This window comes from Conexibacter sp. S30A1 (assembly GCF_023330665.1).
GTDB lineage: Bacteria > Actinomycetota > Thermoleophilia > Solirubrobacterales > Solirubrobacteraceae > Palsa-465.
The window spans coordinates 2507383-2524531 of record NZ_CP097127.1 but is presented as its reverse complement, the minus strand read 5'-3'; the positions used below and the strand labels follow the sequence as shown (position 1 = coordinate 2524531).

At 65.8% G+C, this 17149-nt stretch carries 24 protein-coding genes, 1 tRNA gene and 1 pseudogene; 10 read left to right on the top strand and 16 right to left on the bottom strand.

Annotated elements, in window-relative coordinates; genetic code table 11:
* The first annotated feature begins 39 nt into the window (after positions 1-39).
* Complete coding sequence (locus M3M54_RS12170) at positions 40-522, top strand: GNAT family N-acetyltransferase (RefSeq protein ID WP_249019315.1); 483 nt, start codon at positions 40-42, stop codon at positions 520-522.
* Between the two features lie 208 nt (positions 523-730).
* Complete coding sequence (locus M3M54_RS12165; RefSeq protein ID WP_249019314.1) at positions 731-1480, top strand: methyltransferase domain-containing protein; 750 nt, start codon at positions 731-733, stop codon at positions 1478-1480.
* A gap of 310 nt (positions 1481-1790) precedes the next feature.
* Here M3M54_RS12165 and M3M54_RS12160 read toward each other — a convergent pair whose 3' ends face one another.
* Positions 1791-2978, bottom strand: a complete 1188-nt coding sequence (locus M3M54_RS12160; protein ID WP_249019313.1) for a LanC-like protein — start codon at positions 2976-2978, stop codon at positions 1791-1793.
* A gap of 224 nt (positions 2979-3202) precedes the next feature.
* Here M3M54_RS12160 and M3M54_RS12155 point away from each other — a divergent pair, with 224 nt between their 5' ends.
* The gene (locus tag M3M54_RS12155) at positions 3203-3427 is read left to right on the top strand and encodes a CopG family ribbon-helix-helix protein (RefSeq protein WP_249019312.1); all 225 of its coding nucleotides are present in this window, start codon (positions 3203-3205) and stop codon (positions 3425-3427) included.
* A complete protein-coding gene (locus tag M3M54_RS12150) occupies positions 3424-3825 on the top strand; it encodes a PIN domain-containing protein (RefSeq protein ID WP_249019311.1) in 402 nt (133 codons plus the stop codon). Before M3M54_RS12155 ends, M3M54_RS12150 begins: the two co-directional genes overlap by 4 nt.
* Positions 3826-3931: 106 nt before the next feature.
* Here M3M54_RS12150 and M3M54_RS12145 read toward each other — a convergent pair whose 3' ends face one another.
* Both M3M54_RS12145 and M3M54_RS12140 read right to left on the bottom strand, forming a co-directional pair.
* Positions 3932-4210, bottom strand: coding sequence for a hypothetical protein (locus tag M3M54_RS12145; protein WP_249019310.1), 279 nt, complete (start codon positions 4208-4210; stop codon positions 3932-3934).
* Positions 4197-4541 carry a hypothetical protein gene (locus M3M54_RS12140; RefSeq protein ID WP_249019309.1) on the bottom strand — a complete coding sequence of 115 codons (345 nt, stop codon included), beginning with the start codon at positions 4539-4541 and terminating at the stop codon, positions 4197-4199. Before M3M54_RS12140 ends, M3M54_RS12145 begins: the two co-directional genes overlap by 14 nt.
* Before the next feature lie 291 nt (positions 4542-4832).
* Here M3M54_RS12140 and M3M54_RS12135 point away from each other — a divergent pair, with 291 nt between their 5' ends.
* From M3M54_RS12135 to M3M54_RS12125, 3 genes are all read left to right on the top strand, one after another.
* The gene (locus tag M3M54_RS12135) at positions 4833-5081 is read left to right on the top strand and encodes a type II toxin-antitoxin system Phd/YefM family antitoxin (RefSeq protein ID WP_249019308.1); all 249 of its coding nucleotides are present in this window, start codon (positions 4833-4835) and stop codon (positions 5079-5081) included.
* On the top strand, positions 5078-5338 hold the full coding sequence (locus M3M54_RS12130; RefSeq protein WP_249019307.1) for a type II toxin-antitoxin system RelE/ParE family toxin: 261 nt from the start codon (positions 5078-5080) through the stop codon (positions 5336-5338). Before M3M54_RS12135 ends, M3M54_RS12130 begins: the two co-directional genes overlap by 4 nt.
* A 557-nt stretch (positions 5339-5895) precedes the next feature.
* Positions 5896-6882 (top strand): transposase, encoded by a 987-nt coding sequence (locus tag M3M54_RS12125; protein WP_249019306.1) that lies wholly within the window; start codon positions 5896-5898, stop codon positions 6880-6882.
* A gap of 346 nt (positions 6883-7228) precedes the next feature.
* On the opposite strand, the gene M3M54_RS12120 is transcribed toward M3M54_RS12125, so the two are convergent.
* Complete coding sequence (locus M3M54_RS12120; protein WP_249019305.1) at positions 7229-7681, bottom strand: hypothetical protein; 453 nt, start codon at positions 7679-7681, stop codon at positions 7229-7231.
* Positions 7682-7810: 129 nt separating this feature from the next.
* On the opposite strand from M3M54_RS12120, the pseudogene M3M54_RS17010 reads away from it, so the two are divergent.
* A pseudogene (locus M3M54_RS17010) lies at positions 7811-8449 on the top strand (tyrosine-type recombinase/integrase); the annotation flags it as partial.
* Between the two features lie 249 nt (positions 8450-8698).
* On the opposite strand, the gene M3M54_RS12110 reads toward M3M54_RS17010, so the two are convergent.
* Positions 8699-9025, bottom strand: coding sequence for a DUF1330 domain-containing protein (locus tag M3M54_RS12110; protein WP_249019303.1), 327 nt, complete (start codon positions 9023-9025; stop codon positions 8699-8701).
* Positions 9026-9132: 107 nt separating this feature from the next.
* Here M3M54_RS12110 and M3M54_RS12105 point away from each other — a divergent pair, with 107 nt between their 5' ends.
* Both M3M54_RS12105 and M3M54_RS17005 read left to right on the top strand, forming a co-directional pair.
* Entirely contained in the window at positions 9133-9354 is a 222-nt protein-coding gene (locus M3M54_RS12105) for a type II toxin-antitoxin system CcdA family antitoxin (RefSeq protein ID WP_249019302.1), read from the top strand.
* Positions 9347-9736, top strand: a complete 390-nt coding sequence (locus tag M3M54_RS17005; RefSeq protein ID WP_371878583.1) for a type II toxin-antitoxin system VapC family toxin — start codon at positions 9347-9349, stop codon at positions 9734-9736. Before M3M54_RS12105 ends, M3M54_RS17005 begins: the two co-directional genes overlap by 8 nt.
* A 331-nt stretch (positions 9737-10067) precedes the next feature.
* Here M3M54_RS17005 and M3M54_RS12100 read toward each other — a convergent pair whose 3' ends face one another.
* From M3M54_RS12100 to M3M54_RS12055, 11 genes are all read right to left on the bottom strand, one after another.
* On the bottom strand, positions 10068-11090 hold the full coding sequence (locus M3M54_RS12100) for an IS110 family transposase (protein WP_249019301.1): 1023 nt from the start codon (positions 11088-11090) through the stop codon (positions 10068-10070).
* 274 nt (positions 11091-11364) lie between these two features.
* Positions 11365-11583, bottom strand: a complete 219-nt coding sequence (locus tag M3M54_RS17000) for a toxin (protein WP_371878666.1) — start codon at positions 11581-11583, stop codon at positions 11365-11367.
* Positions 11584-11603: 20 nt separating this feature from the next.
* Positions 11604-11855: a ribbon-helix-helix domain-containing protein gene (locus M3M54_RS12095; RefSeq protein WP_249021777.1), complete on the bottom strand. Its 252-nt coding sequence runs from the start codon at positions 11853-11855 to the stop codon at positions 11604-11606.
* 406 nt (positions 11856-12261) lie between these two features.
* Positions 12262-12335, bottom strand: a tRNA-Ile gene (locus M3M54_RS12090).
* A gap of 111 nt (positions 12336-12446) precedes the next feature.
* Entirely contained in the window at positions 12447-13061 is a 615-nt protein-coding gene (locus tag M3M54_RS12085; RefSeq protein ID WP_371878582.1) for a hypothetical protein, read from the bottom strand.
* A gap of 40 nt (positions 13062-13101) precedes the next feature.
* Positions 13102-13611, bottom strand: coding sequence for a nitroreductase (locus M3M54_RS12080; RefSeq protein WP_249019300.1), 510 nt, complete (start codon positions 13609-13611; stop codon positions 13102-13104).
* Between the two features lie 119 nt (positions 13612-13730).
* Positions 13731-14609, bottom strand: coding sequence for a ParB/RepB/Spo0J family partition protein (locus tag M3M54_RS12075; protein WP_249019299.1), 879 nt, complete (start codon positions 14607-14609; stop codon positions 13731-13733).
* Positions 14602-15360: a ParA family protein gene (locus M3M54_RS12070; RefSeq protein ID WP_249019298.1), complete on the bottom strand. Its 759-nt coding sequence runs from the start codon at positions 15358-15360 to the stop codon at positions 14602-14604. The genes M3M54_RS12075 and M3M54_RS12070 overlap by 8 nt, the downstream gene beginning before the upstream one ends.
* 105 nt (positions 15361-15465) lie before the next feature.
* The gene (rsmG, locus tag M3M54_RS12065; protein ID WP_249019297.1) at positions 15466-16191 is read right to left on the bottom strand and encodes a 16S rRNA (guanine(527)-N(7))-methyltransferase RsmG; all 726 of its coding nucleotides are present in this window, start codon (positions 16189-16191) and stop codon (positions 15466-15468) included.
* 10 nt (positions 16192-16201) lie between these two features.
* A complete protein-coding gene (locus M3M54_RS12060) occupies positions 16202-16576 on the bottom strand; it encodes a hypothetical protein (RefSeq protein ID WP_249019296.1) in 375 nt (124 codons plus the stop codon).
* Positions 16577-16676: 100 nt separating this feature from the next.
* Complete coding sequence (locus tag M3M54_RS12055) at positions 16677-17144, bottom strand: R3H domain-containing nucleic acid-binding protein (protein WP_249019295.1); 468 nt, start codon at positions 17142-17144, stop codon at positions 16677-16679.
* Positions 17145-17149 lie beyond the last annotated feature (5 nt).

Genomic DNA, 17149 nt, shown 5'->3' with positions numbered 1-17149 from the left:
CCTCCGTGGCCCTCGGGGCGTCTGTGGGAGTCTTTCGCTATGACTGCGCTTCGCGATTTCCGGCCCTCGGACCAGGAGGCGATCGTCGTGCTCTCGTTGCGCGCATGGGAGCCTGTGTTCGGATCGCTCCACGAAACCCTCGGAGAGGAGTTGTTTGCGCGACTGCGGGGCGATTGGCGCGCTGGCCAGGCGGCGCAGGTGCGAGCGGTACTCGGCGATTCAGACCAGCGAGTCTGGGTGGCTGAGGACGCGGAGGGACGGATTCTCGGTTTCGTCGCCGCCAAGCTCCACGTCGAGCAGGCTATGGGCGAGGTGCACATGATCGCGGTCGATCCGTGCGTCCAGAACCGAGGCATCGGTGCTGCGCTGACGGAAATCGCGACGGACTGGATGCGAGAGTCAGGGATGCGGACAGCCATGATCGAAACCGGCGGGGATCCCGGTCATGCTCCGGCGAGACGGCTGTACGAGAAGACCGGCTACACCCCACTGCCCGCCGTGCGCTTCTTCAAGGCTTTGTAGGCCACATGCGCGGACTGAGCCAGCATTCCGCGCACGCGGGTCCGGCCGCTTCATCCCTGACGTGCCCGCCGGTGAGGAGAAGCAGGTCCCGGCGAGAGCGTGCTCGCTGATCTTAGGCCACTCTCAGCCGTTCGGCGGCCTCTTCACATTTCGTTCGTGTGGGCGCTTCGGGGCGAGGATCGTCGGCGTAACCCGCGAAGATAGGGAAGTGGAGAGCTTTGAGGAGTTGATCGCGCTCAGCGAGGGCGCAGATATCAGCGGCTGGGACTTCTCGTGGCTCGCCGGCCGTGCCACCGAGGAGCGACCGCCTTGGGGATACGCGGCTCGTCTTGCTGAACGGCTCGCCGCGGCGCAGGCATCGCTTGATATCCAGACCGAGGGTGGCGAGGTGCTGGCGGAGGCTCATTCGTTTCCTCTGACGGCAGTCGCCACGGAGTCCTGGCCGCCGAATGTCCTGGCTGCCACGAGCCGGTTGCATCCCCGTGGTGTGGTTGTGGTCGCGGACCCCGATGAGCCGCCGTTGCCGTTTGCGGAAGCCGCATTTGACCTGGTGAGCAGTCGTCATCCGGCAACGGTCTGGTGGGACGAGATCGCGCGGGTGTTGCGACCCGGGGGGATCTACTTCGCTCAACACGTCGGACCGAGGAGCGCATTCGAGCTCATCGAATTCTTTCTCGGTCCCCAGACGGGGGCCGCCGCTCGGGATCCCCGCGATGAGGTTACCGCCGCGCAGGCAGCGGGGTTGGAGATCATCGACGTCCAGACCGCCCGAACGCGGATGGTGATCCACGACGTTGCCGCGGTCGTCTACCTGTTGCGCAAAGTCGTCTGGTGGCTGCCAGGATTCACGGTTGAGCAGTACCGCTCCCGACTGCGAGAACTCCACGACCGCATCGAGCGCGATGGCCCGTTCATCGCCCATTCCACGCGACACCTAATCGAGGCTCGTCGTCGCTAGCGCGACCGGAACCCAATTGCGGGGCTCGGCTGACGATGCATCGAAAGTCACGCTTCGGAACCATAACCAAACGCGACAGCCCGTCACAGGTCCGCCTTACGAACGTTCCGGGGTTGATTCGAGCAGGCGACGGTGCACGCCCCAACCACAGAGCAGATCTACACCGGCCACGGCCATCAGACCCGCTCCTCGCCAGAACCAGGACACGCGCCGGGTCGCCAATGCGCTTGCCAGGGCCACCCGCCGTAGCTGGGCCAAAGCGATCGCCGGCTCGCGCATTGCGCATCTGGGAGTCAGTGTCTGCAGGGGACTAGATTGCTGCCTCGAGGAAGGGGAACCGGCGATCGCCCGCGAGGCACGCTTGAAGCAGCATCGCCACTCCAATGTCGCCGGTGTACAGCGAGTAGCGTCCACGTCCGCGCTTGAGCCGGCGTCGTTCGATGTCGGCTACGGCGTCCATCGCGAACGCTCGCGCGCGCCTCAGCCAAAGCTCGTCTTGTGACCGGGCGAACAGCGCGAGGAAGGCGTAGGCGTTGCCGGCGGTGCCGTGGCAGAGTCCTGCGCCCTTGCAGAGTGGCCCGGCCTGCCAGGTCAGCTCACCACCAGCCTGTAAAAGCCGGTCTGTTTCATCGTCGTGCGGTAGCCCTGCTAGTGACGTCACGATTCCGGGCGAGCCGTGGCACCACTGAACGGGGTGGCGACCCTCCGATGTGCCCGCGAGCGGAAACCATTGCGCGAGCGTCCCCTCGACTTGGGCCAGTGCGATGAGAACATCACGAACCCGCTCGACGAGCATCGCAGCTCGCTCTCCGAGCAAGTCCTGGCCGCCGAGTAACGCGAACGCGGTTCCCGCGAACCCGTGTCCGGCACCAACATATTGCTGACGGGTTCCGTAGAGATCTTGGGTCCACACGAGGTCTCTCCACTCTGAAAGAAGCCGCTCGGCAGACGCTATCCAGGCCGTGCGCCAGCGCTCCTCGCCGGATGCGCGCCATAACGCCAGGGCGACGGTCATCGTGCCCGGCGATCCCCAGCAGAGCTCCAGCGAGGGGTGGTCCAGGCTGCCGTTAATCGCCGCCTCAAGAAAGGCGAGCTGGGATCCGTCCCCCAATAGCGCTTCGGCCGCGAGCAAAATCCCGCTCTCACCAAAAAACAACGACGGGGCCGGTGCGGGTTCAAGCGATGTCAGCTCGGGAGCAAGCATGAAATCATGGTGGATCCGCTGCGCTAGTTCTCGAGCCGCGCCGAACTCGGGGGCCACCTCCCGTCGGGCCAGATAATCCAACGCCCAAGCCATGCCGGCAGCCCCAAAATATGCGTTACGAAAGGGTGCATCGGCCTCGCCTTCTAGGTCCTCCGCAGCGTTGGGCCAGAGGGTCTCGGGTCCCTGGTACTCGCCAATCGCATCGGCGGCGATCCGCCAGATCGCGTCACGAGCCAGCTGCTCGCTCCACGCATCGCCACCCAGCGGCCGGTGCTCCACAGGGTCGTAAAGCATTCGGGCGCACCTCCTCCCTCCTCGTGAGTTTCCTCAGACTCGGATTATGAGCGTCCGCAACAGATCCCGCTTGCCAGATCCCACGACCACCATCAAATGCGAGTAGCTGCGGTATACGAGCGGTCCGTCGCCAAGGCGATCGTCTGACTGTCGAAGCCGCTCTCCGCAAAGCAATAGCGGAACGACCACTTGGAGGCCGTGGTAACACCGGGTATACTCTCAGTATGGCCAAGGTGATGATTTCTCTGCCCGATGAGTTCCTCGCACGCGTGGACGCCCAGGCGAACGCCCGTGGCAGCACACGCAGCGCCACCATCCGCGAGCTGGCCGAGGTCGGCCTGGGCGAGCGTCAGCGACGCCTCTCTGAGCAGATGTCCGCTCTGGAGGGAACGGCGCGGCGGCATGGCGGTAACGCTGTCCGGGATCTCAAAGCCGGCCGGCCGCAGTGATCTTTCTTGATGCGAGCGTGTTGCTCGCCGCCGAGGACGCCGACGACCGCGAACATCAGGCCGCGCTCGCGCTGCTGCGATCAGGCGACTTGGCAACTGTGGAGCTGGCCTTCTACGAGACCACGAACGTCGCGATCGTACGCTGGGAGGATCCGGACGCGGCAGACAGGCTGGCAAGACGCATATGGGCAATCGCCGAGCTCGGAACGCTGGTGCGGGTAGACCCACAACTCGGTGCTGAGGTGGCGCAGCTCACCACCGAGCACGGCCTCAGCGCCTACGACGCGGCCTACGTCGCCGCAGCCCGGAGGCTCGGAGTGACCCTGGCCAGTTGTGACGAGCGAGATCTCGTCCGCCCTGGACTAGCCCAGCTGCCATCCACGCTCATCTCTCAGTGACGCAGGAGCACGCCTCGTCGCCATAGCGCTCATCGGCCAAGAGAGATTGCCGAGGCGAATGCGATCGTCCGCGGTCCAAACAGGCTTGCCGCTCGAGGCTGTGTGGCTATTTCACGTACTCGGCCAACGCGTCCCGGGCGAGTTCGCTGAGCGACTTTCCCTCTCGCTGCGCGCGCTGGCGCGCTCGTTCCTGTAGCTCGCCTGTGACGCGAAAGGTCACACGTGGGGACACGCCCAGGTCCAGAGACGGCCGGCCGCGGCGCCGCCCGAGCGAGAGGTCATAGCCGCGCTCTGCCTCAGCTGCCAGCTCGTCGACGATCTTCTGGGTGATCTTCGCCCCACCCTTGGTGACCGCGATGACGCGGTCATCTTCACTGCTGCTCATCGGTAGCTCCTTCGAGATGGTCAAGGTACTTGCGACGGATCAGCATCGCGTGGATCACCAGCAACCCGGCCTCAGTCTCGACGGCCATCACCTCCAGCATCGTGCCGTCGCGATCGGGGCCGAGAAACACGATCCGGTCGTCGCGACTGGCGCTGTCTGCCGGAGCGGGCTGGTCGATGATCGCAACGGCATTGCGGATCGCATGCTCGCTACGAGCACGGCTCACCCGGTGCTTGGTTGCGGATCTCGCCCACCTGATCTCCACCCGCACATTCTGGCAGACATAAAGGGCTGAGTCAATATAGTCTGCCAAAAATCGTTCGAGGCCCACACCCCACGAGACGATCGCTTCGGCCGAAACTGCCCTGTAGAGCAAACGAGCGCTATGGCGACTTACCGCGTCTGCGATGAAGCGCCTGTGTCGGCGCCGCGGCCGATCGCGGCGTTCCTGAGGCCATGCATAGGCACCGAGCTGGCGGACACGAAATCTCCCGCGTCTCGGTGTTGGCGAGTTGCGCGTCTCTCGTGCGTTGGATCGACAGATCCGCTTTGGTGCTGGGACGCGAGCGAAGTCCGACGGTTGAGACTGTACAACACGCGTGCCGTCTTGTACGCTCTATGCATGACGACGATGACTGTTAGTGCGGCCCGCCAGAATCTCCCTGGCGCCGTCGACCAGGCACAGACCGAGCCCGTGGTGCTCGAGCGCTACGGCCGTGCGGCGGCTGTGCTGGTCAGTCCTGAGCATTACGCTCGGCTTGTCGCTGCACTGGAGGATGCCGAGGACGTTGAGGCGTTTGATGCGGCGATGGCCGAGGAGGGCGCGAACATACCCTGGGATCAGGCCAAGGCCGACCTCGGTTGGGAGTGAGCCGCTACGGGATCGAGTTGCGCCCGGCGGCGGTGCGGGCATTGCGGAAGCTCGACCCGCCCGTGGCTCGTCGACTCCAGGCGGCGATTGCGTTGTTGGCTGAGGATCCGCGTCCACCGGCTTCACGGCCGCTACGCGGCCGGCCGGCATGGCGGGTGCGGGTTGGTGACTACCGCGTGATCTACACGATCGAGGATGACGTCCTGCTGATCGTCGTGGTCACGCTCGGACACCGTCGTGACGTCTACGACCGATGATCCGCGCCGATCGACCACCCGCAGGCACGGATCCGTGGCGGAGCGCTCGCGGCGCTCAATCACGATGGATGAGTGCTATTCCGTCAACGCAGCAGCGTTCTGGCTCTGCGCGCCCTAGTTCGACTTGGTCCCTGAAAGTCGTGATCTTGTGACGAGTTTTTCTTGACAGCGCGACGGTCGAAGAGGACGGTGGTGATGGGCCTGCGATCAGATTCCGCCTGGGAGAACGACCCACTGCGGCGCCCAGGGTCAGCGTGCTGGAGGTTGTGCCCGTCATAGGCAGTGCCGGCGCACGGTTGCTGCTGCGCTCAGGTGCTGAGCGCGCCGTCTCGTGCTGCCCGGATCCGGCGAGGAGGCAGGACGAGAATCGGGAGGGCCGGCTTTGCCGGACGGCCTCACCGACCGCGATGGGGGAGGCCGGGAGGGGGGCTGACCCCCTCCCGTTAGATGAGTAGTGCCACGGCCGGCGGCGGGGTCGTGGCGTTGAAGGAGACATAACAGCGCAGGTCGAAGTTGGCGGTACTCAATACCCAGCGCCGACCCTGTGGAGGGACTCGATGGACGCCAACCTCGACCTGCTGCTTACGGTTGTTTACTGCATCGTTGACGATTTCCTGCCTCAACGGCCCGGAAACGCGCGTCGGAAGATCACTGATGCGGAGATCATCACCATCTCGATCGCGCAGTCGATCATGGGGATCCCGTCCGATTATTGGTTCCTCGCGCTCGCGCCCCGGCAGATCGGGCATCTGTTCCCCCACCTGCCGGAGCGAACCGCCTACCACAAGCGACGGCTGCGGCTCTCGCGGCAGATCGAGGCGCTGATCAGCGAGCTCGCCCGCCGCAGCGCGGGATACATGGACGACATGCTGCTGGTCGACTCCACCCCAGTGGAGTGCGCCCGATCGCGGGAGACGGTCAAGCGCGGCGGGCACTCCAGCCTGACTGACGCGCTCGCTAACGCCGCCGACTACGGGTATTGCGCCAGCCACAGCCGCTACTTCTACGGATTCCGGCTGCACGCCCTGTTCGCCCCCGACGGCACCCCGCGGGCGTTGGCTTTGACCTCCCCGAAGATCGACGAGAAGCTCGTGTGCCTGCAGATGGTCGCGCGGTGCGAGCATCAGCCCGGGGTGATGCTGATGCTGATCGGCGATAAGAACTTCCGCGGCAAGGAGTTCGAGGCCGAGCTCGCTGAGCTCGACGCGACGATCCACCGTCCCCGTCGCAAGGACGAGAAGCGTCAAGCCGCCAGCACCGCGGCAGCATCGACCCCGGCGCTCCGACCGGCCTCTGAGATCACTCCCCAGCCACGGCGCACCCACGCAAAACCCCACCAGCTGCATCTCGCGCCGATCCGCCAACGGATCGAATCGATCTTCTGGACCTTCAAAGACATCCTCACCCTGGAGCGTCACGGCGCGCGCACCCTCTCCAACCTCCGCGTCCGCCTATGCGCACGCTTCGCCGCCCTCGCCGCCGCCGTCATGCTCAACCACGAACTCGGACGCCCCACCCGCGCGCTGGTCGACTACACCGCCTAATCCCGTGGCACTACTCATCTAACGGGAGGGGGTCAGCCCCCCTCCCGGCCTCCCCCATCGCGGGCGGTGAGGCCGTCCGGCAAAGCCGGCCCTCCCGATTCTCGTCCTGCCTCCTCGCCGGATCCGGGCAGCACGAGACGGCGCGCTCAGCACCTGAGCGCAGCATCAACCGTGCGCCGGCACTGCCTATGACGGGCACAACCTCCAGCACGCGGACCCTGGGGCCGCAGTGGGTCGTTCTCCCAGGCGGAATCTGATCGCAGGCCCATCGCCATCGTCCTCTTCGACCGCCGCGCTGTCAAGAAAAACTCGTCACAAGATCACGACTTTCAGGGACCAAGTCGAACTAGGCGTTTCGCGGCTCGGTGCGGATCGCTGAGAACAGGCTTGCGCGTTTGCCACGCCTGGGCGCCTCGCCCTTCTGATATTCGGTCTGAGTGGAGGACCCGGCGAAGCCTCCAGCGGAGACGATCTTCTCACCGGTGACCGGAGCTTCGGCACTGAGCGCGAAGACCCAGACAAACGGATCGTCATAGTCGTCGTAGTCCGGCTGATCGGTGCCTTCGATGAGCGCCAGAGCTCGTGCGGCGAACGTCACGCTGGCCCAATGGGCGCCAGCGGCATGCGGTGGAACCGGGATTCGAAACCCACCCTCAGCTAGAGGCAGGACGGTGGCGGCCACATCTTCACCCGTCTCTGGCTTGACCTCGAACCGGCTGCGAATGTCCTCGGGCACCTCGCTTAGCGGGACGATCTCTTCCAGGATCAGATCGGGAGGACCGACGTGTGTCGGGTCCACTTCGCCGACGTGTGGAATCTCGGGTGACAGCGGGTCGTGAGCCTAGCGTCCGGGGGGCGCTTGGGCAAGCGCGATCCGCCGCTTTGCGCTAAGAGCACTTGCTCGGCCCAACTGGACAAGACGAGCAAAATGCCACGCCACCACTACTTTCGGCGTCGGTCGCGGGAGTATTGCTTTCTCCCTCCTCTCGGTGATGGCGGTCGACGATGTGGTGTCGATCTACGTCCCAAGGAGGACGTCATGCAATCAGTCTCAGCGCTGGATCGTGCTGGCAGACGTCTGTCGCCGGCCACGCTCGCCAGCTTCCACGAGGGCCGCACGCCTCACAACAAGGGTTTGCGCTATCCGCCTGACCCGCCGACTGTCGAGGAGATCATCTCGGTCATGCGCAGCGCGGGAGACGATGCCGACGGGGTCAGACTCCGTGCGCTCATCATCGTACTGTGGCGCGCCGGCCTGAGAATCAGCGAGGCGCTCGCGCTCGCCGAAACAGACCTTGACCCCGTCCGTGGGGCGATCCTCGTGCGTCAAGGCAAGGGCGGCAAGCGCCGGGAGGTCGGGATGGACCGCTGGGCGTGGGACCAGCTCGAGCCATGGATCCAGCTGCGCAAGACCCTGCCGGTCGGAGCGTTCTTCTGCATCCTGCACGGAGCCACGCGAGGCCGACGGTGCAGCCCCGCCAGCATTCGCGCCCAACTGCACCGCACCGCTGCCGCCGCCGGGGTCAGGCGCCGGTTCGCACCACACCAACTCCGGCACGCTCACGCAGTTGAGATGTCCCGAGAAGGAGTGCCGCTGGTGGTCATCCAACGACAACTCGGTCATTATGCGGGTGATCTTGTCAAGGGCAATGATCGCGACACGTCGCGCGAGGTGTCGTTCGCGCTGGCGACGGCTCAGGTGATTGGTCGCGACCGGGCGTCGCTGGCAGCGCAGGTGGAGAGTTCGGTGCGGGGGGGGTCAGTCGGTTGGTTGTGGCTGCTCGGCTTGGTGGTAGGCGATCGCGGCGTCCGGCGGTCAGGCTTGGTCGACGACGATGATGTCGCCGACGTTGCTCTCGAGCCGCATCTGTTTGAGCGGCGCATACTTGGGGGACTCGTACCAGCGCATCAAGGCGGCGGGATCGTCGAATCTCAAGATCGTGACCGACTGGGGGTTGAGATCTCCCTCGAGCGGTTGAACCGCTCCACGTGCCACGAGCACTTCGCCTCCGAACTGATGGATCTGCGGAACTGCCAGTTCGCTGTAGCGCCTCGAGACCTCGGCGTCGGTGATCTCGCTACGGGCATAGATGAAGTACGCGGCCATCGAAGCTCGTCGCAGGGTTGGGTGCTCCCAAATCATCGCGCCCGATGTGGACCAGCACCACGTTGTCGCCCATGCACTCGCCGGCTTCGAGCCGTCGCCGAGGCCGAAGCGATACCGACGCGGGTTGTGTGTATAGTGTGTGTATGGCTCGAGTGAACGTGTACCTTCCCGACGACCTCGCCGACCGCGCTCGCGCCGCAGGCGTGAACGTCTCGGGCGTCGCGCAGGACGCGATACGAGGCGCGCTCGCCAGCCTCGAGACCGATATTTGGCTGGAGCGGCTGCAGCGTTTGCCCAATGCTGATCTGACCCACGACGCCGTGATCAGCGCCCTGGACGAAGCCCGCGACGAGCTCGGTGCCTGAGACACTAGTTCTCGACGCCTCCGCGCTGGTCGAGGCGTTGATCGGCACGCCGCAGGGAGTTGCGGTTCGTCAGCGGCTCCGGGGTTGTGAGCTACACGCTCCAGCGCACCTCGATGCCGAAGCACTGTCCGCGCTAGGTCGACTGCATCGCGCGGGTGAGCTTGACGCCAAAACCGTTTCGGCTGCCCTGAGCGAAATCGCTCTCGCCCCTATCGTCCGTCATCCTCTGGCTCGTCTGCTGGCAGGCGCCTGGGCAGAGCGCGACCAGCTCCGGCTCGTCGACGCCCTATACGTCGAACTGGCCGCCGCACTCCACGCAACGCTACTCACAACCGACCGCCGGCTCGCCCGAGCACGGCCCGGCGTCGAACTCGTCAGCTGACCGCGGGGCTACTGCTTACTTGTCTCGGCGTTCGTGTCAAGTGCCGGTCCGGGAGTCTTCGTTGTCGGTGGAGGTCGGTGTGTCGGTCGGCGGTGAATGGGCGTGGTTGGGGGTCAGGTTGTGTCCGCGGACGCCCTGGCTTACTTCGGCACTCGGCCCGGGTTGGCTCCAGGTCGGCGGCATGATGTTTGATGGGGTGTTCCGGCAGATGGTGTTGCGGCCGCTCATTCTTTCTGGGCCGTTCCCGTCGTGGTGGCGGGTCGGCAGCAGTCTTGCCGGGAGCTGACCGCGGGTCATCGGGTGTTCTCGGGCTTGCCGCGTGACAGGGGTTTTAGGCGACCGGTGCGATTGCCTGGTCGCCGAGGTTCTTGAGCAGGTGGTAGCTGCGTTTGAGCAGCTTGCGTGCCAGTGCTAAGCACGCGCGGTTGCCCCCGATGCGGGCGGCGAGCTGTTCGTAATACGCGCGGTCTGGGCTGGCTGGGAACCGGGCGGGTTGTGCTGCCTCATCGAGCGCCCAGCGCAGCGCGGGTGGTCCTTGACGGGAGAGGTGACCAGGGGCGCGATGATCGTCGGATTGGTGGACGGTGATGTCCATCCCGCTATAGCGGACCACATCACGAGAGTTCTGGAAGCGGCGCACGTCTCCGAGCTCGGCAAGGATCGTGACCGAGGTCAGCGCGCCGACCCCGTAGATCTCGTACATCAGGGTGCGGCACCCCGGTTGCGCCTTTGCGATCCGGGCGAGCTCTTTGTCAAACGGGATCAGGCGTTGCTCGATCGCGTCGATCACATGCAACGCGATCTCAAGCTGCTCGCGTGCCGCAGCGGGGAGATCTAGCCCGGCCAGCCTGGCGCGGTTGGCTTGGTTGAGCAGGTCACGGCGTTGAGGAACACCGTGGTGATAGAGCACTGCGTGCATCCGCTGCTGCCACTCCGTTCGCTGATGCGAGAGCAGATGCCGGGTCCTGACCCGGGCGCGGAGATCAAGGATGTGCGCCGGCGGGATCCATGACTCCGGGATCCGCCCGATGAGCAGCAGCTCGCGCAGATGCCGGGCGTCAGCGAAGTCGGTCTTCGCACGCTTCTTCTTGCCCTTCAGCGCACTGGCCTCTGCGGCCTCCGCCAAGTGCACCTCGGCACCGACCCGCTCGAGCTCCTCAACAACAAACCGCCAGCCGGTCGTTGCCTCCAACGCGACCTCAAGACCACAATCAGCGAACGGCTCCAGGAACTCCCTGACAGCGGCCCGGTCCGCTGGCGCGATCCGGGTGCGCGAAACCTCGCCCGTCATGGTGTCGATCCACTCAGCCGCGATCTGCGCCCGGTGCTGGTCCAAACCCATCACGACAGGCACGACCTCACCTCCCCAGCTGGCACCTCGACGTCACCCACCCAGCAGGCAGCGCATCCCATACCGTCAACCACGGTCGGTACCTCCTCTTCGATTGGCCGGCCGCGCGGCCGCAATCCGCGCGTGCCTACAACGCCGTTCGACGTGGAGGGCCGGCCACCTTCACCACCAGCTCACGCCAACCGGGACATGACATCTTTCACTTGGGGATCCGAGCCGGGATGGCGAGCGCGTGGGCGACGAAGTGTCGCTTTGGAGCGAAGCGGCACGGCGGCTTCTACGGCAGGAGCGCGAGGTACTGCTTGCGTGCCTTCATGGCATGAATCAGCATCTGATTGCCGCTGTCGAAGACGAGTACGACGAGTTCAAGCAGCCTTCCGTGTGGGTCGAAGCCGAGCCGGAACTCTGGCATCGGGCTCTCGTCGTTCTGTGGGGCTGCGAAGACCCAGTTCTCGGCGGCGTAGATCGCGTCGTCGGCTTCGATCCCGTGGCTCAGAGCCTACTGGTGGATGCGCACTACGCCGCGTGGATCCAGGCGCGGACGGCGTCGCGGATCGCTTGGGAGCGGCTCACCCCGTCGTGCTCAGCGCGTTTGGTTAGCGCTTCAAGCAATTGCGCGTCCATTCGCACCGGGATGACGGGGCTCTCGCCGGCCTTGCCGAGGCGTGGACGTCCGCGGCGGCTCAGACCCTCGACATCGAGGCCTTCCCGCGCCTGTTGCTGCCAAGCCCGGATCTGATCTTCAGTGACGGGCTCGCCGTTGATCATGTCGTCCACAACAAATATTGTAATACAGCCGTGGGTGTCGGCGCGACGACTGCTTTCAGACCACCAGCCACGATGACGAGACAAGCGCATTGACGACATCTGGATCACGCGTCCGCAGTCGGAGGCCCGTCGACGCCCCGTGATCGAAGCTCAGCGCGCCTGGAAGATCGCTCGACAGCCGCGAGCCGGGCGCGTCGTCGAGTGCGTCGATGACGCGGACGTGGGTGTCGAGCGTGAGCCCGGCGCCATGACCAAGCAGTTTGGCGACCCAAGGTCTGACAGCGTCCCTAACGAGCATTGCGCGCAAGGATTGGCCGTTTTTGGCCCTTGGATGGCTCCTTCAGCGAGCTCGTCGGCTCTATTCACACGGGTCAAAGTCGCCATTTGCAGGGCCTTCCGAGTGTGATGGGCGATCCTGGATTCGAACCAGGGACCTCTTCCTTATCAGAGAAGCGCTCTAACCGACTGAGCTAATCGCCCTTGCTGCCGCTGGAGATGGAACCGCTGGCACCGGGTCGGGGAGCTACCCCTCGTGGTGTAGACACCGGCCGTCGCCTCGCACGGCGCAGCTATGTTAGCGCCGAGCGACCATCAGGCGATGGAATCCGGCCGCTTCGCCTGCGCCTCGAGAATCTGGCCGGCGAGATCGAGGCAGTCACGACAGATGCTGGCACCGGGTCGGCGCCGGCGCCGGCGCTCGAGCGGCGGCGCCAGACCCCGTGGCGCACGGGCCAGCGGCTGTAAAGCGCTCGCGGATCGGCCACAGAAGCCGCACGTGCCCTTGCCGCCATCTAACGCGAGCGGTCGCATCGACTCGTCTTGCGCCGTTGCGGACGCCGGGCTGACAAGCAGGCGCCGACCGCGCTCGACGCAGCCGGCGCAGACATAGACGCCGGGGCCGGCAACCGCGCACTCCGGCGCGATGTGTTCGGTGCAGAGGTTGCATATCACCTGCGCTCGCGCTCGCTTCAATGCCCCCTTTCCGCTGGTCACGTCGAGGATCTGGTGCACCCGCTGGTGGCTGATGCCGAGCGCTGCCGCGATCTCTCGGATCGACGCACCGCTGGCGTGTAAGCGGCGGATCGCGTGCTGGAAGGCGACGCTTGCTCGCTCTGCACGTAGCTGGCGCCTGAGCGTGCGCTCCTGAAGCCGCCTGGCCTCAGCCACAAGGGCGTCGAGCGACAGGATGTCTACCACCGTGGACAAAGTCTACGGCGGTAGACGGACACGATGCCGGAAACGCCGGTCAGGCGAGGTAGGTCGAGAAGCTCTGGACTGGGGCGCGGTCCTTGGGCTTGGCCGGCTGGCGTATCGTCCCAAGGTGAAGCAGTCCCACGAAACGCTCATCCTCACCCACACCGCAGGCTTCGAGGCCCGCGGCGGTTCGCAGAACTCCGGGAGTCCGCCAGTACCCAGCCAAGCCGCGGTCGTGCGCCGCCAGCAGGACCACGTAGGCCGCGCAGGCGGTGGCGCACAGGTCCTCCTCGTCCTGCACCTCGTCTTCAGAGCGGACCTGGCTGACAACCACGAGGGTCGGCGCGCGATCGAGCTTGCGGGCCGCGTCCGGCCCGGCCGCCAGCTTCAATGCGGCCAGTGATTGCGGACCCAGCACGCGAAAGCGCCAGGGGTTGGTGAGGTGGTGGTTGGGGGCCCACCGCGCGAGTTCGAAGAGCTCATCGAGTAGCTCTGGTGCAACTGGATCGGGTCCAAAGACCTTGTGGGTGCGGCGCGAGCGGATCGCCTCGTCGACTTCCATGGCCGGGCAACTTACACGCTCCCAACGGGCCATGCTTGTTCGGTCACCCGAAGCGCGCACCAGCGCCAGGGCCGCGATCCCGCTCGTCGTCTACCTCGGTAGACAGGAGTGTGCCAGGATCAGCGCGCCAGACGGTCTGCCAGGGCCAACGCCTCCTCCAACGAGGCGAAGTGCAGCTGGGCGTTGAATCCACGGGCACCGACACGCACCTGGACATCGGCCCCGAGCGCGGCGCCGAGCGCGTCAGAGATCTGCGCGGCAGCGGCATCGCGGTCGGCCTGTACGGCGGCTTGTGGGCGCTCGTCGACTGCGCTTTCAATGGTCTGCCGCTCAGCGCTCAAGGCTCTGGCGCGGGCTTCGAGCTCGCGCACAGACCAGCGCTCGGCGGCCGCTTTGCGGGCCAGCGTCCGGCGCACGGCGTTGTCCTGAGCCAGCAGGAGCGCGCGGCCGTGACCTTCACTCAACTCGCCACGCTCCAGAAGGGCGAGCGCCTCGTCGGGCAGGTCAAGCAACCGTATGAGGTTGGAAACCGCCACGCGGCCGCGGCCGACGCGCAGGCCAACCTCCTCACGAGTGAGACCGAGCTCCTCAACCAGGGCAGCGCATGCACGTGCCTCCTCCACCGGGTTGAGATCTTCCCTCGCCATGTTCTCGATGACCGCCAGCTCGAGGCTCTCGGCGTCACTGTGCTCACTGACGATGGCGGGGATCGTGTCCAGTTCGGCAATCTGGGCCGCACGCCAACGCCGCTCGCCAGCGACCAGCTCGTAGCGGCCACCGGACACCGGACGTACGACGACCGGCTGGATCAGGCCTCGCGCGCGGATCGAGTCGGCAAGCGCGAGCAGCGAGTCCTCGTCGAAGTAGCGGCGCGGTTGGTTCGGGTTGGCGCCGATCAGCTCGGTCGGCAGCTGTCTCAGATCCTCCTGCTCGGAGCCTGGGGCGGCGGCCAGTATGGCCGCCAGGCCTCGCCCCATCGCCCGGTTCTTCTCAGCCACGTGCGGCCACCTCCTTGGCCAGCTCAAAGTAGGCGGCGGCTCCGGCAGAGTGGGGGTCGTGGTGAATCACAGGCTTGCCAAAACTGGGAGCCTCGCCCACGCGGACGTTGCGCGGCACGACGGTATCAAAGACAAGGTCGGGAAAATGTGTGCGAACCTCGTTCTGCACATCCTGGGCCAGACGCGTGCGCGCATCGTACATGGTCACAACCATGCCCGATATGGACAGACGGGGGTTGAGTTCGCGCTGGATCAGCTTGAGCGTGTCAAGGAGGCCAGCGAGCCCTTCCAGCGCAAAATACTCAGCTTGAACCGGGACCAAAACGCGATCCGCCGCGACCAGGGCGTTGACCGTGAGCGGCCCCAGCGAGGGCGGGCAGTCGAGCAGGGTGAAGGCGTAACGGTCGCGCACACCACGCAGCGCCTCACGCAATCTGCGCTCAGAGCCAGGTATGCGGGGCAACTCCACGTTGGCGCCAGCAAGGTCCGGGCTGGCGGGCGCCACCCAGAGATGGGCGACAGAGGTCGGGACCACGACCTGCTCGATGGTCGCCTCGCCGCTGAGAAGCTCGTACACGCTGGGCTCGAGACGCTTGTCAAGCCCCACACCAACCGTGGCGTTGGCCTGTGGATCGATGTCGAGGAGCAGCGTCTCGTAGCCGGCCTCGGCGATGCAGGCGGCGAGGTTTACGGCAGTGGTGGTCTTGCCGACGCCACCTTTCTGATTCGCGACCGCGTAAATCGTTCCCATGGCCTCCATGGAAGCTAGCGAGCCGAGACGACAAAGCGCTCGGTCAAGCTGCGTATCTGCCGCTAAATGCGGTCAAACCCAACGGCCGGACCGAGGACGCGCGCTCTACGCGCCACCGAGTGGCCGCTTGGCCGCCATCCCGGGACGTCGCGGAAAGCGCGACGGGGTCTCGCGCGTCTTGGTCATCAGATGAAGGTGGCGGTGCTCAGCGCCCGCGTATGGGTGAACCCGAAGCGGCTCCGACGGCGTGAGGCCAAGCACCTCGCAGGCGGTGCTGGCAGCTCGTTCAGCTTCCCGATCGCGGCGGCCGCGCCAAACCAAGAGGGCTCCACCTACCTTCAGAAGCGGCGCGGCGTATTCGCAGACAACCTGAAGCGGAGCCACGGCGCGCGCGGTTACAAGATCCATGCGCCCCATGCCCGCCTCCCATGACTCAGCCCGGGCGTGCACCACCACGAGGTTTTCAAGCTCGACAGCTTCAGCGACCGCTTTCAGGAACTCGCACTTTCTGCTCGACCCCTCAATCAACGTGACCTGCGCTCCAGGTAGCGCCACCGCGAGAATCACGCCCGGCACGCCGGCGCCGGCGCCGATATCGGCAGTGACTGACGCCTCCCGCAGCGCCGGAAGCGATAGGGCTACCAGCGCATCGGCGAGGTGATCATCGATCACACGCTGCGGGTCGCGCACAGTGGTGGGCGCACGCTCGTCTTCGGCAAGGAGTGCGGCGTACTGCCGCAGCTTGAGCGCCTGCGTCGATGTCAGGCCAAAGCGGTCCGCAAGCGGCTGAACACCGGCATACGGGTCCCTCGAGCCGGGGCCTGGGGGCATTGTGGTCAGTTCAACCTTCGTCGCCTGGCTCGCTACGGGCTCGCTCGCGGGCGATGAAGCCGGAATAGCGATCCAACATCGCACGAAAGCGCGCGGCGGCGTGGGCGTCCAAGTCTGGGGTCAGTTCGTCTTCGAGCAGAGGCAGCAGATCGACCACGAGCGTTCTGCCTCTGGCCATCCATTGATAGTACGAGCGTCCACCGTGGGTGTACGGTCCATACAGCCGGGAGCTTGGATAGCGCTCCACAAGCCAGCGAAAGATGGCTTCGTGCCGTGTGTGCATGCGCAGAGTCACCTGCGGCTGCTTGCCGTCGCCCCCAAACGAACCTTCGCCGACCAGGAGCCCGAGCACCACCCCGCGGTCAAAGTCGCTCAGCTCTGCCACGGGCGCTCACTCATCGGCAGACGCCGATCGAGGATCTTGTTTCACGGCTGAGAAAAACGTGAAACATGGCGCTCGCCGCAGACCCGTAACACCGAGCTCGCTAGACGTGGACGGGGGCCACGACCAGCCGTCGGGATGGCTCCTCGCCCTCCGAGTACGTCTCGACATCGTGGCGATCCTTGAGGTGCAGGTGCACAATCTTTCGCTCCTGCGCTCCCATGGGCTCCAGCCCCACAGCCCGACCTTCCCGGACGGCAGCCTCGGCAGCCTGGTCGGCCATTGCCCGCAGCGCCGTCTCCCTACGCTCCCGGTATCCAACCGCGTCCACGATGACCGGCGCCTGCTCCCGCGCACCCCTGAACGCAACGCGCTGCGCCAGATGCTGGATCGCGTCGAGTGTCTGCCCGTGATGGCCAATCAGCGCTCCGGCGTCAGCGCCCACGTACTCGGCACGAATTCCTTCAGCACCGACCTCGACGGCCACCTCACACTCGACGCGGGCCGCGGCCGCGACCTCCCGCAGCACACCTGCAACCAACTCGCGCTCACGCGTCAAATCGCCATCCACCGCGC

Bases quoted from the DNA above. Each gene is read 5' to 3' on its own strand.
- M3M54_RS12170 (WP_249019315.1), top strand. From the start codon at position 40: ATGACTGCGCTTCGCGATTTCCGGCCCTCGGACCAGGAGGCGATCGTC.
- M3M54_RS12160 (WP_249019313.1), bottom strand. From the start codon at position 2,978: ATGCTTTACGACCCTGTGGAGCACCGGCCGCTGGGTGGCGATGCGTGG.
- M3M54_RS12155 (WP_249019312.1), top strand. From the start codon at position 3,203: ATGGCCAAGGTGATGATTTCTCTGCCCGATGAGTTCCTCGCACGCGTG.
- M3M54_RS12145 (WP_249019310.1), bottom strand. From the start codon at position 4,210: ATGAGCAGCAGTGAAGATGACCGCGTCATCGCGGTCACCAAGGGTGGG.
- M3M54_RS12135 (WP_249019308.1), top strand. From the start codon at position 4,833: ATGACGACGATGACTGTTAGTGCGGCCCGCCAGAATCTCCCTGGCGCC.
- M3M54_RS12125 (WP_249019306.1), top strand. From the start codon at position 5,896: ATGGACGCCAACCTCGACCTGCTGCTTACGGTTGTTTACTGCATCGTT.
- M3M54_RS12110 (WP_249019303.1), bottom strand. From the start codon at position 9,025: ATGATTTGGGAGCACCCAACCCTGCGACGAGCTTCGATGGCCGCGTAC.
- M3M54_RS12105 (WP_249019302.1), top strand. From the start codon at position 9,133: ATGGCTCGAGTGAACGTGTACCTTCCCGACGACCTCGCCGACCGCGCT.
- M3M54_RS12095 (WP_249021777.1), bottom strand. From the start codon at position 11,855: ATGATCAACGGCGAGCCCGTCACTGAAGATCAGATCCGGGCTTGGCAG.
- M3M54_RS12080 (WP_249019300.1), bottom strand. From the start codon at position 13,611: ATGGAAGTCGACGAGGCGATCCGCTCGCGCCGCACCCACAAGGTCTTT.
- M3M54_RS12070 (WP_249019298.1), bottom strand. From the start codon at position 15,360: ATGGGAACGATTTACGCGGTCGCGAATCAGAAAGGTGGCGTCGGCAAG.
- rsmG (WP_249019297.1), bottom strand. From the start codon at position 16,191: ATGCCCCCAGGCCCCGGCTCGAGGGACCCGTATGCCGGTGTTCAGCCG.